This window comes from Halomonas sp. DP1Y21-3 (assembly GCF_019801245.1).
In the GTDB taxonomy this organism is placed as follows: domain Bacteria; phylum Pseudomonadota; class Gammaproteobacteria; order Pseudomonadales; family Halomonadaceae; genus Halomonas; species Halomonas litopenaei.
This window is the reverse complement of the sequence record NZ_JAHVJM010000001.1, coordinates 419,354-434,168: the sequence shown is the minus strand read 5'-3', so window position 1 is coordinate 434,168 and position 14,815 is coordinate 419,354. Positions and strand designations below refer to the sequence as shown.

General features: G+C 61.9%; 14 protein-coding genes. 7 read left to right on the top strand and 7 right to left on the bottom strand.

Going from position 1 to position 14,815, the window contains the following annotated elements; translation table 11 throughout:
- Nucleotides 1–76: 76 nt before the first annotated feature.
- The 5 genes from KUV74_RS01805 to cysP all read right to left on the bottom strand — a co-directional run bounded on the left by KUV74_RS01805 (nt 77) and on the right by cysP (nt 4,709).
- A complete protein-coding gene (locus tag KUV74_RS01805; protein WP_045991784.1) occupies nt 77–664 on the bottom strand; it encodes a YajG family lipoprotein in 588 nt (195 codons plus the stop codon).
- Nucleotides 665–901: 237 nt separating this feature from the next.
- Nucleotides 902–2,044: a sulfate/molybdate ABC transporter ATP-binding protein gene (locus KUV74_RS01800; protein ID WP_213231530.1), complete on the bottom strand. Its 1,143-nt coding sequence runs from the start codon at nt 2,042–2,044 to the stop codon at nt 902–904.
- Nucleotides 2,041–2,868 (bottom strand): sulfate ABC transporter permease subunit CysW, encoded by an 828-nt coding sequence (gene cysW / locus KUV74_RS01795; RefSeq protein WP_222515512.1) that lies wholly within the window; start codon nt 2,866–2,868, stop codon nt 2,041–2,043. Before cysW ends, KUV74_RS01800 begins: the two co-directional genes overlap by 4 nt.
- Complete coding sequence (gene cysT / locus KUV74_RS01790) at nt 2,868–3,731, bottom strand: sulfate ABC transporter permease subunit CysT (RefSeq protein ID WP_108131489.1); 864 nt, start codon at nt 3,729–3,731, stop codon at nt 2,868–2,870. The genes cysW and cysT overlap by 1 nt, the downstream gene beginning before the upstream one ends.
- A 24-nt stretch (nt 3,732–3,755) precedes the next feature.
- Nucleotides 3,756–4,709: a thiosulfate ABC transporter substrate-binding protein CysP gene (gene cysP / locus KUV74_RS01785; protein ID WP_261395109.1), complete on the bottom strand. Its 954-nt coding sequence runs from the start codon at nt 4,707–4,709 to the stop codon at nt 3,756–3,758.
- Nucleotides 4,710–5,046: 337 nt separating this feature from the next.
- Here cysP and rpe point away from each other — a divergent pair, with 337 nt between their 5' ends.
- Genes rpe through KUV74_RS01770 form a run of 3 tightly spaced genes read left to right on the top strand, consistent with a single transcriptional unit; the run spans nt 5,047 to nt 7,052 of the window.
- Nucleotides 5,047–5,736 carry a ribulose-phosphate 3-epimerase gene (gene rpe / locus KUV74_RS01780; RefSeq protein ID WP_083970258.1) on the top strand — a complete coding sequence of 230 codons (690 nt, stop codon included), beginning with the start codon at nt 5,047–5,049 and terminating at the stop codon, nt 5,734–5,736.
- Nucleotides 5,737–5,789: 53 nt separating this feature from the next.
- Nucleotides 5,790–6,194 (top strand): GIY-YIG nuclease family protein, encoded by a 405-nt coding sequence (locus tag KUV74_RS01775; protein ID WP_231498480.1) that lies wholly within the window; start codon nt 5,790–5,792, stop codon nt 6,192–6,194.
- The gene (locus tag KUV74_RS01770) at nt 6,195–7,052 is read left to right on the top strand and encodes a mechanosensitive ion channel family protein (protein WP_249743072.1); all 858 of its coding nucleotides are present in this window, start codon (nt 6,195–6,197) and stop codon (nt 7,050–7,052) included.
- A gap of 157 nt (nt 7,053–7,209) precedes the next feature.
- On the opposite strand, the gene KUV74_RS01765 is transcribed toward KUV74_RS01770, so the two are convergent.
- Nucleotides 7,210–8,508 (bottom strand): NAD(P)/FAD-dependent oxidoreductase, encoded by a 1,299-nt coding sequence (locus tag KUV74_RS01765; protein ID WP_108131491.1) that lies wholly within the window; start codon nt 8,506–8,508, stop codon nt 7,210–7,212.
- A gap of 127 nt (nt 8,509–8,635) precedes the next feature.
- Between KUV74_RS01765 and KUV74_RS01760 the strand changes: the two genes are divergently transcribed.
- The 3 genes from KUV74_RS01760 to KUV74_RS01750 all read left to right on the top strand — a co-directional run bounded on the left by KUV74_RS01760 (nt 8,636) and on the right by KUV74_RS01750 (nt 12,755).
- Complete coding sequence (locus tag KUV74_RS01760; RefSeq protein ID WP_108131492.1) at nt 8,636–9,301, top strand: phosphoglycolate phosphatase; 666 nt, start codon at nt 8,636–8,638, stop codon at nt 9,299–9,301.
- 323 nt (nt 9,302–9,624) lie between these two features.
- Nucleotides 9,625–11,106, top strand: coding sequence for an anthranilate synthase component I (gene trpE, locus KUV74_RS01755; RefSeq protein ID WP_222515799.1), 1,482 nt, complete (start codon nt 9,625–9,627; stop codon nt 11,104–11,106).
- 446 nt (nt 11,107–11,552) lie between these two features.
- Nucleotides 11,553–12,755 (top strand): tyrosine-type recombinase/integrase, encoded by a 1,203-nt coding sequence (locus KUV74_RS01750; protein ID WP_222515510.1) that lies wholly within the window; start codon nt 11,553–11,555, stop codon nt 12,753–12,755.
- On the opposite strand, the gene KUV74_RS01745 is transcribed toward KUV74_RS01750, so the two are convergent.
- A complete protein-coding gene (locus KUV74_RS01745; protein ID WP_222515509.1) occupies nt 12,752–12,937 on the bottom strand; it encodes a helix-turn-helix transcriptional regulator in 186 nt (61 codons plus the stop codon). The two genes, KUV74_RS01750 and KUV74_RS01745, sit on opposite strands and share 4 nt — an antisense overlap.
- Nucleotides 12,938–13,711: 774 nt before the next feature.
- On the opposite strand from KUV74_RS01745, the gene KUV74_RS01740 reads away from it, so the two are divergent.
- A complete protein-coding gene (locus KUV74_RS01740) occupies nt 13,712–14,812 on the top strand; it encodes a DUF262 domain-containing protein (protein WP_222515508.1) in 1,101 nt (366 codons plus the stop codon).
- Nucleotides 14,813–14,815 lie beyond the last annotated feature (3 nt).

Sequence of the window (14,815 nt, the reverse complement as noted above, 5' to 3'; positions counted from 1 at the left end):
AACCAAAGCGCGCCACCCACAAGGGGCGGCGCGCTGTCGTGTGCCTGCCTGGCCCGCCCCGCGGGGCGGGCGAGCGTCAGCGGGCCAGCAATTGGCCCAGCTCCGGGTCGGCGAAGGCCCGGTTCAGACCGTCGGTGAGCAGGTCGGTGACCATGCGCTGATTGGTTGCCTTGTCCGGCTTCACCGCATAACTCTGCACGCGGCGCGAAGTGTAGGTGCCGGTGTAGGTCTGGCCGTCATTGCTGGCTTCGGCCTCGATGACGCTTTCCAGTCTGGCCTCGTCCACCAGCGGCTGACTCTGGCCGCGTTCATAGCTCAGCTTCTTCAGCGTCAGCGTCAGGCTGGGGCGGCCCGGAGCCGGTTCGGCGGTGGGGCTGAAGCCCATCTCGCGCACCGCCCGCTCCACCTCGGCCTGAAGCCTCGGCACGATCTCGTGGGGGCTGACGCTGATGGTGGCGGTGGAGCTTGCGCTGCCGCTGCGGGTACCGAGCACGTCCGAGGGGCGGTCATCGGCGGCGATGACGGTGACCGCCTGGCCAGAGCCGGAGGCCGGCACGGCCACGCTGCGCTTGGGGTCGGGCTGCAGATGGTGGGGGCTCGAGCAGGCGCTGAGCGCGAGCAGCGCGGTCACACCAGCGGCGCCCAACAGAAGGCGACGAAGCATAGGGGGAACTCCTTGTCGTATTATCGGTAGAAATCGCACCGTAGTGCGCACTCGTCGGACGAGGCTTTGCCTGGACGGGCGATAGTACGTCTATCAGAGGGGGGCGTGCAGCAAAAGTTCCTGGGCTGATCGAAGCGGACAAGGCCCGCCAGGCGGGCGTCTGCGCCGGATTCGCGGCGCTTGGACAGTGGCGCCACCCTTGGCGGCGCTTAGACGGTGGCGCCGGATTCTCGGCGCTTAGACAGTTGCGCCGGATTCTCGGCGCTTGGCACCACTCTTGGCGGATCTATCACCCGACACGTCCGGTTGCTGGCTATCGGGCCGACTGTCTGGATAGTGGTGCCAGTGGCGGGGCAGGGCGTAGACCCGGGAGCCACGGCCAAGTGCCAGGCGTTCGGCGTCGCCATGGCTCAGGGTCGCCATCCAGGGCTCGTCCATCCAGTCGGCGTTCAGCTCGATGCGCACTTCGGCGCCCACCGGGACCACCGCGGTGACCACCGCGGGCAGGTGAGCGTCGGCACTGGGGGCGGCGGCCACCTGTACCTCGTGGGGGCGCAGCAGGATCTCCTGAGGGCCGTCGTCCAGGTCCAGTGTCAGGCGCGCCTCACCGCAGGTCAGCACGCCGCCGCGAACCTCGCCTTCCAGATGATTGACGTCGCCGAGGAATTCGAACACGAAGCGATTGCGCGGTTGACGGTACAGCGTCTCCGGGGTGTCGATCTGCTCGATGCGGCCGTTGCTCATCACCACCACACGGTCAGACAGCTCCAGCGCTTCCTCCTGGTCGTGGGTCACGAACACGCTGGTGAAGCCCAGCTCGTCGTGCAGGTGCCTGAGCCAGCGTCGCAGCTCCTGGCGGACCTTGGCATCGAGTGCCCCGAAGGGTTCATCGAGCAGCAGCACCTCTGGCTTGAGGGCCAGGGCGCGTGCCAGCGAGACACGCTGCTGCTGCCCGCCGGAGAGCTGCGCCGGGAAGCGTTCGGCCAGGTGAGACAGCTGCACCATCTCCAGCAGCTGCATGACCCGGGAGCGGATCTCGCCGCTGGACGGACGCTCGCGGCGGGGCAGCACGGTCAGGCCGAAGGCGACATTGTCGAACACGCTCATATGGCGGAACAGCGCGTAGTGCTGGAACACGAAGCCGATACGCCGGTCACGTACGTGGACATGAGTCACGTCGCGTTCGCCGAACAGAATGCGGCAGTCGGGGTGGTCGTCCGGTGTCTCGAGCCCGGCGATGATCCGCAACAGGGTGGTCTTGCCGGAACCGGACGGACCCAGCAGGCCGATCAGCTCGCCGCTGTTGATGTCCAGGTCGATGGGAGACAGCGCCTGGGAGCGTCCGAAGTGCTTCTGGATATGGTCGAGACGAATGCTCATGTCAGGGCCTCCCGGCGCGTCGCGCGCCATTCGAGCGTGGCCTTGGCGGCCAGGGTAAGCAGGGCGATCAGCGCCAGCAGGGCGGCGCTGGCGAAGGCGCCGACGGTGTTGTAGTCCTGATACAGAAGCTCCACGTGCAGCGGCAGGGTGTTGGTCTCGCCGCGGATGGCCCCGGAGACCACCGAGACCGCGCCGAATTCACCCACCGCCCGGGCGTTGGTCAGGATCACGCCGTAGAGCAGGGCCCAGCGGATATTGGGCAGGGTCACCCGGCGAAACAGCGTAAAGCCGCGTGCGCCGAGGGTTACCGCCGCTTCTTCCTCGCGGGAGCCCTGGGCCTGCATCAGCGGGATCAGCTCCCTGGCGACGAAGGGGCAGGTGACGAAGATGGTCACCAACAGGATGCCGGGCCAGGCGAACATCAACTGGATGTCGTGGGCATCCAGCCAGCCGCCGATCCAGCCGTTGCGGCCGTAGAGCAGCAGGTAGACCAGGCCCGCCACCACCGGCGAGATGGCGAAGGGGATGTCGATCAGTGTCTGCAGAAGGCGCCGTCCGGGGAAGGCGAAGCGGGTCACCAGCCAGGCCAGCATGACTCCGAAGACCAGGTTGACCGGGATCGTCAGCAGGGTGATGAACAGGGTCAGGCCGATCGCCGCCAGGGTGAAGTGATCCGTGACATTGGCGATGAAGGGCCCGACACCCTCGGCCAGGGCCTGGGCGAAGATGGCCAGCAGCGGTAGCAGCAGAAACAGTGCCGAGAGCGTTACCGCCAGCGCGATCAGGCTGCGCCTGAGCCAGGGGGCGTCACCGATTCGTTGCATCAGCCGCGTCCTCCGTGCAGTCGGCGGATAAAGCGTCCCTGCCACAGGTTGATCGCCAGCAGCAGCGCCAGCGAGGTCGCCAGCACCACCGACGCGATGGCCGAGGCCCCCACGTAGTCGTACTCCTGCAGCTTGACGAAGATCATCAGCGAGGTGATCTCGGTCTCGTAGGGCATGTTGCCGGCGATGAAGATCACCGCACCGAATTCGCCCAGGGAGCGCACGAAGGCGAGCCCGGTGCCGGTGACCAGGGCCGGCCACAGGTGGGGCAGGATGACCCGACGAAAGGCCACGCCGTCGCGGGCGCCCAGACTCATGGCGGCTTCGTCGATTTCCGCGGGCAGGTCCTCGAGCACCGGCTGCACCGTGCGCACGACGAAGGGGATGCTGGTGAAGGCCATGGCCAGGGCGATGCCGACCCAGGTGTAGGACACCTGCCAGCCCAGCGGCTCCAGCAACTGTCCCATCCAGCCCTTGGACGAGTAGAGCGTTGCCAGGGTGATGCCGGCGACCGCCGTGGGCAGCGCGAAGGGCAGGTCCATCAGGGCATCGAGCAGGCGCTTGCCGGGGAAGTCGTAGCGCACCAGCACCCAGGCCATCAACAGCCCGAACACGGCGTTGACCAGCGCCGCCACCAGGGCGCCACCGATGGTGGTGACGTAGCTTGCCACCACGCGGGGTTCACTGATGATGAACCAGTACTCGGACAGCGACAGCCCCTTGAGCTGGCCGACCAGGCCGGTCAGCGGCAGCAGCAGTACCAGCGAGACGAAGGTGAGGCTGATGCCCAGAGACAGGCCGAAGCCCGGCAGCACGCGGCGCCGGGCGGATCGGGCAAAGGGCAGGGAGATGGCCTTGTGCATGGGATAGGTCGCTTGCCTTGACGATCAGCGACGCTGCAGCTGGTCCAGCTCGCCGCCGCTCTTGAAGTGGGTGTCCATGGCGCTGTCCCAGCCACCGAACACGTCCTGGACCTCGAACAGCTCGGTCTCGGGGAAGCTATCGGCGAACTCTTCCTTCACCGCTTCGTTGTGGACGCGGTAGTTGAAGCCTGCCAGCTGGCGCTGGGCCTCCTCGCTGTAGAGGTAGTCGAGGTAGGCACGGGCGAGCTCGAGGTTGCCGTTGCGCTCGGCGTTCTCCTCGACCACCGCCACCGGGAACTCGGCGAGGATGCTGACCGGCGGCACGATGACGTCGTATTCGTCGCTGCCGTACTCGTCACGGATATTGTTGACCTCGGACTCGAAGCTGATCAGCACGTCGCCGATGCCACGTTCGATGAAGCTGGTGGTGGCGCCGCGACCGCCGGTGTCAAACACCTTCACATTGCCGAGGAAGTCGCTCATGAACTCGCGCACCTGGTCCTCGTCGCCGTCGAAGTTGCGCTCGGCGGCACCCCAGGCGGCCAGGTAGGTATAGCGGCCGTTACCGGACGTCTTGGGGTTGGGGAACACCAGTTCGACACCCTCGGCGGCCAGGTCTTCCCAGCTCTCGATACCCTGGGGGTTGCCCTTGCGCACCAGGAAGGCGGTGGTGGAGTAGTAAGGCGAGGCATTGTTGGGCAACTGGCTCTGCCAGTCTTCCGCGACCAGGCCGGCATCGGCCAGTACCTGGACGTCGGTGACCTGGTTGTAGGTCACCACGTCGGCCTTCAGGCCCTGCAGGATGGCGCGGGCCTGGGCGGAAGAGCCGCCGTGGGACTGCTTGATGGTCAGCTCACCGTCATTCTCTGCCTGCCAGTGCTGCTGAAACGCCGGGTTGATGGCGGCGAACAGCTCGCGGGCGATGTCATAGGACGAGTTGAGCAGCTCCTTGTCCTCGGCCATTACCGGCGAGGCCATGGCACCGCCGAGGCCGGCGGCCAGGGACAGGGACAGGGCGGTACGGCGCAGGATCGGGGGAAGCTTCATGTCGGGGTTCCTTGACGTCGGGGGTGGGCCGGGGAAATCGGCGGATCGCAACGAAGGCTAAGGCTAATTTTAAGGAATTACAATCCTGTTTGTTAAAACTGTTTGGAATATAAGATGTCGCAACGCGCATACTATAGACGACTGCAACCGGACGAATCGGCAGAAGACGTGGAGGAAGATCGCTGATGCGGGCGGGACCAACTGCTAGAATGCCGCTTTTCGTCGAGCCCTTGTGGCCTCCACCATGACTCTCTCCTCGGATGACTCCATGAACGACTTCCTGATCGCGCCTTCGATCCTGTCCGCTGACTTCGCCCGCCTGGGAGAAGAGGTCGACAACGTGCTGGCATCGGGTGCCGATATCGTCCACTTCGACGTAATGGACAATCACTACGTGCCTAACCTGACCATCGGGCCGATGGTCTGTGAGGCGCTGCGCAAGCATGGCGTCACCGCGCCCATCGACGCCCACCTGATGGTCAAGCCCGTGGATCGACTGATCGGTGACTTCATCGATGCCGGTGCCAGCTACATCACCTTCCACCCCGAGGCCTCCGAACATATCGATCGCTCGCTGCAGCTGATTCGTGACGGCGGCTGCAAGGCGGGACTGGTGTTCAACCCGGCGACGCCACTGTCCTACCTGGACTACGTGATGGACAAGGTCGACATGGTGCTGCTGATGAGCGTCAATCCGGGCTTCGGCGGGCAGTCGTTCATCCCGGCGACGCTCGACAAGCTGCGCCAGGCGCGTGCGCGCATCGACGCCAGCGGACGGGATATTCGTCTGCAGGTGGATGGTGGCGTGAAGGTAGACAATATCGCCGAGATCGCGCGCGCCGGGGCGGACACCTTCGTCGCGGGCTCCGCGGTGTTCGGCGCGCGTCGCGACGAGGACCCCCACGGCTACGACAGCATCATCGCCGACTTTCGCTCGCGCCTGGCCTCTACGCGGTGATTGGCGATTCGGACTATGCTGGCTCAGGCAAGCCGGGCTTAGGCGAGCCGGGCTTGGATGAGCCGGGCTTAGTCGAGCCTGTCTCAGATGAGCCTGTCTCAGGCGAGCCAGTACCCGAGCTGCCGGCGGCGGCAACGACGACGTGGTACCTGTATATCGTCGAGACGGCGGCCGGGGCGCTTTATACCGGCATAACCACCGATGTCGCCAGGCGTGTCGAACAACACCGCAGCGGCAAGGGCGCCAAGGCGCTGCGTGGCAAGGGCCCGCTGACGCTTCGCCATCAGGAGCCGGTCGGCACGCGAGGTGACGCCAGCCGGCTGGAAATCGCCGTCAAGCGCATGTCGGTGCGTCGCAAGCGCCAGTGGCTGGCGGCGCGCATCAGCACTGACGAAGCGAGGGCGGTGGTTGAGCAGGATCGTACTTCGATAACGAAAACGACATACAAGGAGAGGTAGATGGAGTTCCTGCAAAAGCTGGACGTGGAGGCCCTGATCGAGTTTGCCTCGACCACCGGGCTGCAGTTTCTGATCAATCTGGTCGCCGCGGCGGCGATCTTCATCATCGGGCGCTGGGTGGCCAAGGCGGTACACCGGGTGGTGGTCAAGGGCATGCAGCGTGCCGACGTCGAACCCCTGCTGGTCAAGTTCCTCGGCAACATCCTGTATGCCTTGCTGCTGACCTTCGTGATCCTGGCCGCCATCAGCCGGATCGGTATCCAGACCGCCTCGTTGATCGCGGTGATCGGTGCCGCCGGTCTGGCGGTGGGTCTGGCCCTGCAGGGGTCGCTGGCCAACTTCGCCGCCGGGGTCATGGTCATCATCTTCCGCCCCTACCGGATCGGCGACTACGTGGAGGCCGGTGGGGTCAGCGGCACCGTCGAGGATGTGCAGATCATCAGCACCGAGCTGAGCACACCGGACAATCGCAAGATCATCGTGCCCAACGGCCAGATGATGAGCGGTGCCGTGGTCAACTATTCTGCCCACGCCACTCGTCGGGTCGATCTGACGGTGGGGGTCGGCTATGACGACGACATCGATACCGTGCGTCGGGTGCTGGAGAGCGTGGTCGCCGACGACCCTCGCGTGCTCAGCGAACCGGCGCCGAATATCCGCATGAATGCCATGGGCGACTCCTCCATCACCTGGATCGTGCGGCCCTGGGTGCAGGCATCCGACTACTGGGACGTCTACTGGGAGATGACCGAGGAGATCAAGCGTCGCTTCGATCGCGAAGGCATCAGCATTCCCTTTCCCCAGCGTGACGTGCACCTCTATCACCACGCCAAGGACGAGTCCCAGGCCAACGCCTGAGCAGGATGTGGTGCTGTCGATGACGACAAGCAAGAGAAGCTGCCCTGGGGCAGCCTCTCTTGCTGTGAACGTGCGTGCGATGTCTGCCAGGGGAGTGCGGGCAGGGACTAGGCTCTGTCCGAAAAGTCGACGAGTGCAGGCACTTTTCAGACGAGCCCTAGTGCAGCTTTAGCCTGGGCTTGAGGAAGCGGTTAAGCCCATCGACCACCACCATCATCGCGGTCTTGACCGTGCCGTGGATGGCGCGCTGGTGCATGCGGTAGAGCGAGGCGTAGAAGAAGCGCGCCAGGTTACCCTCGATGAACAGACTACGGGCCGAGGCGGCGCGCATCAGGCTGCCGATGGCGTCGAAGTGGGCCAGCGAAATCAGCGAGCCTCGGTCGCGGAAGACAAATTCCTTGAGCGGCTTGCCGTCGACCACGGCACATAGGTTGCGGTAGAGCACGCCGGCCTGTTGGTGGGCGGCCTGGGCCCTGGGTGGCACCACCGTGCCGTCTTCCTGGGGGCAGCTTGCGCAGTCGCCGAAGGCGAAGATGCGCGGGTCATCGATGCTCTGCATGGTGGCGGCCACCTTGACCCTGTTGTTGCGCTCCACCTCCAGCCCCAGTTCTGCCAGGAAGGCCGGAGCCTTGATGCCGGCGGCCCACACCCCCAGGTCGATCTCGATGGCGTCATCGTCGGTGGTGTGGATGGCGCGCTCGTCGACCATGGTCACCCGGGTGTCCACATGGACCTTGACCCCCAGGTTCTCGAGTTCCTTGTGCACCGCGCCGCTGATGCGGTCCGGCAGCGCCGGCAGCACCTTGGGTGCGGCCTCGATCAGGTGGACCCGCAGGTGCTCGCGGCCCAGCGCGGTAAAGCCGTAGCTCTTGAGCATGCGCGAGGCGTCGTGCAACTCGGCGGCCAGTTCGACGCCGGTGGCCCCGGCCCCGATGATGCCCACGGTAATGCAGGGATCCTGATCCTCGAGCCGGGTGCTGTAGCGCATGAAGGTATTGAGCAGTGCCTGGCGAAAGCCTTCGGCCTGGGCGGGGCTGTCGAGGAAGTGGCAGTGGTCCGCCACGCCTTTCGTGCCGAAGTCGTTGCTGACGCTGCCGACCGCCAGTACCAGGTGATCGTAGTCGAGACGCCGCGCCGGCAGGATCTCGTTGCCCTCGTCATCGACGATGGGGGCCAGGGTCAGTTGGCGGGACTCGCGATCCAGATCGCACAGGGTGCCGCGCTGGAAGCGGTAGCCATTGGCCGCCGAGTGGGCCTGATAGGAAATCTCGTCGAGGCCCGAGTCGAGGACGCCGGTGGCGACCTCATGCAACAGCGGTTTCCAGATGTGGGTCGAATTGCGATCGACCAGCACGATGTCGGCCTTGTCCTTCTTGCCGAGCCGTCGTCCCAGGCGCGTGACCAGCTCAAGGCCGCCGGCGCCGCCGCCGACAACCACGATGGTGGGTTTGCTCATGATGAGCTCCAGAAAAAAGGTGGAGCGCCATCATAGACAGATAAGTGCTTGGCTGACCACGGCGCTTGCGCCAGAATGTGCGCCGCGCATAGATATTCCAATTTCGGCATAGTCGAGGAGACGGCCTATGGGTGACGCCCTGGAGGGGGTGCTGTTGGTGGCCTTCGATCTGGATGGCACCCTGATCGATTCGGTCCCGGACCTGGCAGCGGCGGTGGATGCCGCCTTGATCGACGTCGAACTGGCGCCGGCAGGCGAAGCCAGGGTGCGCGACTGGGTCGGCAATGGTGCCTGGGTGCTGCTGGAACGTGCCCTGACCGATGCACTGGGCGAGGCCCCCAGCGAGGTGCTGTTGAAGACCGCCCACGAGCGCTTCCTCGAGCACTACCATCGTCGGCCCTGCGACAGGACGAGGCTCTATCCGGGGGTGACGGAGACCTTGAAGCGGCTGTTCGGGCGGGGTCTGATCCTGTGTCTGGTCACCAACAAGCCCGAGGCCTTCATCCACCCGATCCTCGAGCACCTGGGTATCGATGGCTTCTTTTCCGCCTGCCTCGGTGGCGACACCCTGCCTCGTCGCAAGCCTGATCCCATGCCGCTGCGGCACCTGTCCCAGCAGTTCGACGTCTGTCCCTCGTACTGTCTTATGGTGGGCGACTCCCGTCACGATGTCGCGGCGGGCAAGGCCGCCGGTTTCCGTACCGTGGCGGTGCCTTACGGCTACAATCACGGCGAGCCGATCAGCCTGAGCGAGCCGGATCTGGTGGTTGAATCGCTGGAACAACTCGTTTAGGGTTTTTTGGCATGACACTATCGTTAGCGTCATGCCGATAAATCCTCGCTATTGCAGGCCTTGCCAGGCGCCCGTCACAGGGAATCCCGTCGTGTGGAATCCTCGAGCGCGGCGCCCGGGTCTCGCGGTAGCGGTCTGTCACTCGTTGGCTTCATTCATTCGTTTCGCTGGTGGACTGCCCATGGCCCAGCCTTGCTTCTCCTCGATGTCCTGTCCGCATCTGTCTGCGTCGCTGCCTACGACGTCCTGCGGTTGGCGATGGTGACCGTTACTCCGTTCTTGTCGTTGTCACTTTCGTCTCTTGAATTGAGGATCTGGGCATGATGACCCCCGAGCGTTTCGACGAGCTGGCCCAGGCCGGCTACAACCGTATTCCCATCACCCGCGAGATGATGGCCGACCTGGACACGCCGCTGTCCACCTATCTGAAACTGGCCGATCAACCCTGGACCTTTCTGCTCGAGTCGGTGACCGGCGGCGAGAAGTGGGGGCGTTACTCGATCATCGGTCTGCCCTGTCGCGAACGCATCGAGGTGCGGGGCTATCAGGTTCAGCATATTGTCGATGGTGACGTGACCGGCGCCACCGAAGTGGAAGATCCGCTGGCCTGGATCGAGGAGTTTCAGTGTCGCTTCAAGGTGCCGGTGCTCGACAACCAGCCGATCTTCGACGGCGGACTGGTGGGCTACTTCGGCTACGACACGATCCGCTATATCGAGCCGCGCCTGGCCGGTGTGGAGAAGGACGACCCCATCGGGGTGCCGGACATCCTGTTGATGGTGTGCGATGAGCTGGTGGTGTTCGACAACCTTTATGGGCGTCTGACCCTGTGGACCCACGCCGATCCTTCCACGCCCTCGGCCTACAGCGCCGCCCAGGCCCGGCTGAGCGCCCTGGAAGACGCCCTGCGCAGCCCGCTGTCGGTGGCCTCGCGAGTGCCCGGTGACGCGCGCCCGGCGGTGGAGGAGGGGCACTTCACCTCCGGCTTCACCGAAGAGGGCTTCAAGTCGGCAGTGGAAAGGATCAAGGAGTACGTGCTGGCGGGCGACGTGATGCAGTGCGTGCCGTCCCAGCGCATGTCGATCGAGTTCCAGGCCGAGCCGCTGGACCTGTATCGGGCTCTTCGCAGCCTCAATCCGTCGCCCTACATGTTCTTCTTCAACCTTGACGACCACCATGTGGTGGGTGCCTCGCCGGAGATCCTGACCCGCCTGGAGGATGGCATGGTGACGGTGCGTCCGATCGCCGGCACCCGGGTGCGCGGCAAGACCGAGGCGGAGGACAAGGCGCTGGAGGAGGACCTGCTTGCCGACCCCAAGGAAGTCGCCGAGCACCTGATGCTGATCGATCTGGGCCGCAATGACGTCGGCCGCATCTCCGAGACCGGCAGCGTCGAGGTGACCGATCAGATGGCCATCGAGCGCTACTCCCACGTCATGCACATCGTCTCCAACGTCACCGGCAAGCTGAAGCCGGGCTACAGCGCCATGGACGTGCTGCGCGCCACCTTCCCGGCGGGCACCCTGTCCGGAGCGCCCAAGATCCGCGCGATGGAGATCATCGACGAGGTCGAACCGGTCAAGCGCGGCGTCTACTCCGGGGCCGTCGGCTACCTGTCCTGGCATGGCAACATGGACACCGCCATCGCCATCCGCACCGCGGTGATCAAGGACGGTCAGCTGCACGTCCAGTGTGGCGCCGGCGTGGTGGCGGACTCGGTGCCCCAGTCCGAGTGGGACGAGACCCTGAACAAGGGGCGTGCGCTGTTTCGTGCCGTGGCCATGGCCGAGCAGGGACTGCGCTGAGTTCGGCCTGACATCCGCTTGACAGCCATGACCACGACACACACTATAAGCCCATGATGAATATGACCTCCGCACCGTCCCGTGATCGCCAGCAGTGGTGGCGCCCCTTCGACTGAAGCGGGCGGAGGAACCCTGAGCGCCGGGGTGTCGCGGACCACGGTCTGGACAACGACGGTCAGGACAGCGAAAGTGCCGCCCGCGAGGCGGCATTTTTGTGTGTGGGTCGTCTCGCTGGGTGAAGCCCAATATTGAATCCTGGAGCCACCATGATCTTGATGCTCGATAACTGATAGCGCCTTCCATCAGTATCCGCTTCTTTCCGTACGCTCCCTGCAATCCCTTGCTGTTAAACCCCTTTCTCTCCAGTACGCTCCAACCCCATCCGTATGCATCCGAGCAATATGTGAGTAAGATCGTGAGTAACGCCATTCCTTACTCACAACATTATGCCGATATCCGACACCAAGGCGCGGAACGCCAAGCCGCGCGAGAAGCTCTACCGTATCGCCGATGGGCATGGCCTGTGCCTCGAGGTACGACCATCGGGCCGTAAGGTCTGGCGTCTCAGGTATCGCCTGGACGGCAAGGCCAACATGTGGACCATCGGAGACTATCCTCAGGTCAAGCTCGGCCCAGCCCGTGAACAGCGCGACTGGGGACGGGAACTGATCGCCCAGGGCGTTCATCCTCGCCACCAGGTTGAGCGCGACAAGCAGTCCCGAAAAGACGTTCAGGCTCTGACGTTCCGCAGCGTTGCTGAGGAGTGGATCGCGAAGCGTTCTGGTGACTGGTCGCTGTACTACGCGGGGCAGGTCCGGAAAGGCCTAGATGATGACATCTATCCGGCGTTCGGTGATAAGCCGATCCGCGAGGTACAGGCAGCTGATGTGCTCGAGCTTATGCGAGAGGTTGAGAAGCGTGGGGCACCCTCTGTCGCTCTGCTGTTACGTCAGTGGACCAGCGCTATCTTTCGCTACGGCATCATCAACCTTCAGGCCGACACGGACCCTGCCTCGTTCATCAAGGGCGCAGTGACTCGGCCCAAGGTCAAGCATGCCAGGGCACTACCGGAACGAGAGCTACGCTTTCTCCTGGGCCAGCTTGAGGTGTTCGGCGGATACCGCACTACGCGCCTTGCCATCGAGCTTTTGCTGCTGACGATGGTGCGCACCGTTGAGCTTCGCCGTGGGCGCTGGGCGGACATCGATTTGGACGCTGCGATTTGGCGCATTCCTGAAGCTGACATGAAGATGCGTCGGCCTCATCTGGTGCCGTTATCCCGTCAGGCTGTGGAAAAGCTGAAGGAGCTGAAAGAGTACACAGGGGGAGGGGAGTTGTTGCTGCCCGGTATGAAGAACCCGCGCGCACCGATCCATCATACGACGATCAACCAAGCGCTGTTCCGAATGGGCTTTGGGGAAGGGAAGTTTGCGGCCCATGGCTTCCGGGCGACAGCCTCAACCGTACTCAACGAGCAAGGCTGGAACCCGGACGCGATCGAGCGACAGTTGGCCCACGCGCCATCGAACCGGACGCGCGCAAGCTACAACCACGCTCAGCACATGGACGAGAGGAAGGAAATGATGCAGTGGTGGGCGGACTATCTGGATCGGCTGAGGGACAGCAGGGAGGCAAACGGAGCAGGCTAGGATGCCTTCTCCCATTCAGCAGTGATCCACTCGTCAATCTCGGACTCGAGCCAGAGCCGCTTGCCGAGGACCAGCTTCCCGGGAGGGAATCCGCCGTTGGCGATCCAATCGTAGATTTTGCTCTTCTTGAACCCGATCTTGCGCTCAAGCTCGGGGAGAGGAAGCAGTCGGTCTTGAGGCATGTTGTCCTCCTTCCAAGTCAGTGCCTAAGGTATGTGCGGTAGTTATCGTGTGTTCAGTGGTGTTGGTGATGCCTATGTATCCGCGGCTTCTGAATCGCTACCTCTGTCGCTATCCCGACAAAGCCGCTTCCACTTTTGCTCGACGGCCCCGCAGTCGCAGGGCAGTCCCGGCCCAGATAGCGGACTCCACCCAGGCACGGATGAGCAATGCTCATGATGCTGTAACTGGCACTCTCGCAGTATCTGCCTGGTCGCGGGGAAGTCGAGCATATCGGTACGTACTTTCTTGACGTCAGCTCCTAGGGTTTCGTGTGGTTGCCGTCTCTACGCGGGTAAAAAGGCGTCAATTTATCCAGCAATCCCTCGGAAAAATTGGGTGCTTGGCTCGGCGTTGGCCTGACGAGGCTTGCTCGTATCCTTTGTGGCGGGGTTGTGATGGCGTACTCTCGAGAGGGCTAAGCGTCATGGATAGCCTGGTATTGCGGAAAGTTTGAAAGGCCTAAACTTTGCGCAGTCGCGCTGAATCGTGCCCGGGAGTCTGCGGGGATCGCTTGACCCACCCCTACAACATCCACGCATGCATACCGATAGACCATGCCCTATTGCAGCACTGAGGCGACAGTAGACGTGATGGCAGCATCGTATGATTTTTTGGTCGATCACTGGATGGGAGGTAATGTAAATTGTTGGTCGGTTAGGATAGCGTACATCGTAGCTTGTTCGTTTTTTTAAATAAAGTTACTGAAAGGTTGTTGATTGTTACAGGAGGGGGTTATGAGCAAATCCAAGAATCTGGCAGACGAGCTTTTTCCAGAGCCAGACCTATATGACTCGGAAGAAGTTTTGGATATTCCTCCGAACCAGAGGAAATTGCATACCGAGTCTTACGACTACTCAATATCTACAATATATGAATATCTGAAAAGTGAACACATCTATATACCGCGCTATCAAAGGTCTTATGTTTGGGATAGAAGTCAGGCCTCCAAGCTGATTGAGTCTCTTGTTATACAGTGCCCAATTCCTATTTTATATCTAGAGCAATCTTATGATTCGAGGTTTTCAGTTATAGATGGAAATCAGCGCCTAACAAGTATTAAACTTTTTCTTAATGATGAGTTTTCCCTAAAGGGCTTGACAGCTTATCCAGAGCTGGACGGTTTATTTTGGTCAGATTTGGATCCTCGTATACAGCGCCATATAAAAAATAGAACTTTGCGTTGTATCGCAATACTTCCTGATACGCACCCTCAAATTAAGTTTGACGTTTTTGAGAGATTGAATACAGGGTCGGTTAAGCTTAATTCTCAAGAACTTAGGCATGGTATATACCACGGGCCTTTGATTGATAAAGTGGAAAAATTAGCTAAGTCCGCGAAATGGAAAGAAGTTACCAGAATAAAAGCAGACAAAAGAATGCGTCGCTCAGAATTGGTGCTTAGATACTTAGCAATGGCGAATGACTTGGAGAGTTATTTTAAACCACTGACAGGTTTTTTGAACCAGTTTGCAGAGAAATATCAGTTTGCATCAAGTGAAACCTTAGAAAAGTTTGAGGATGACTTTACACAAGCTGTTGAAAAGATTCATACGCTTTATGGTGATCTTTCGTTTAGGCCTTTTAACCATGAGTTTAAGGCGCAGAATGCAATAAATACAGCGCTGTTAGATGCTCAGATGATTGCAGTGCACCGTCTCGAAAGGCCACTTCATAGCTTTAGTCAGAGAGAACGTGAAAAGCTATGGAAAGCTACTGCCGATTTGTTTGATGAGCGTGACTTTTCTATGACCATTGGTGCGGGCACTAGCTCTAGATCGTCAGTTTTAGGAAGGATCGAAAAATTTTCGGTTTTTTTGAATGAACAGCTAGGCTGAGCA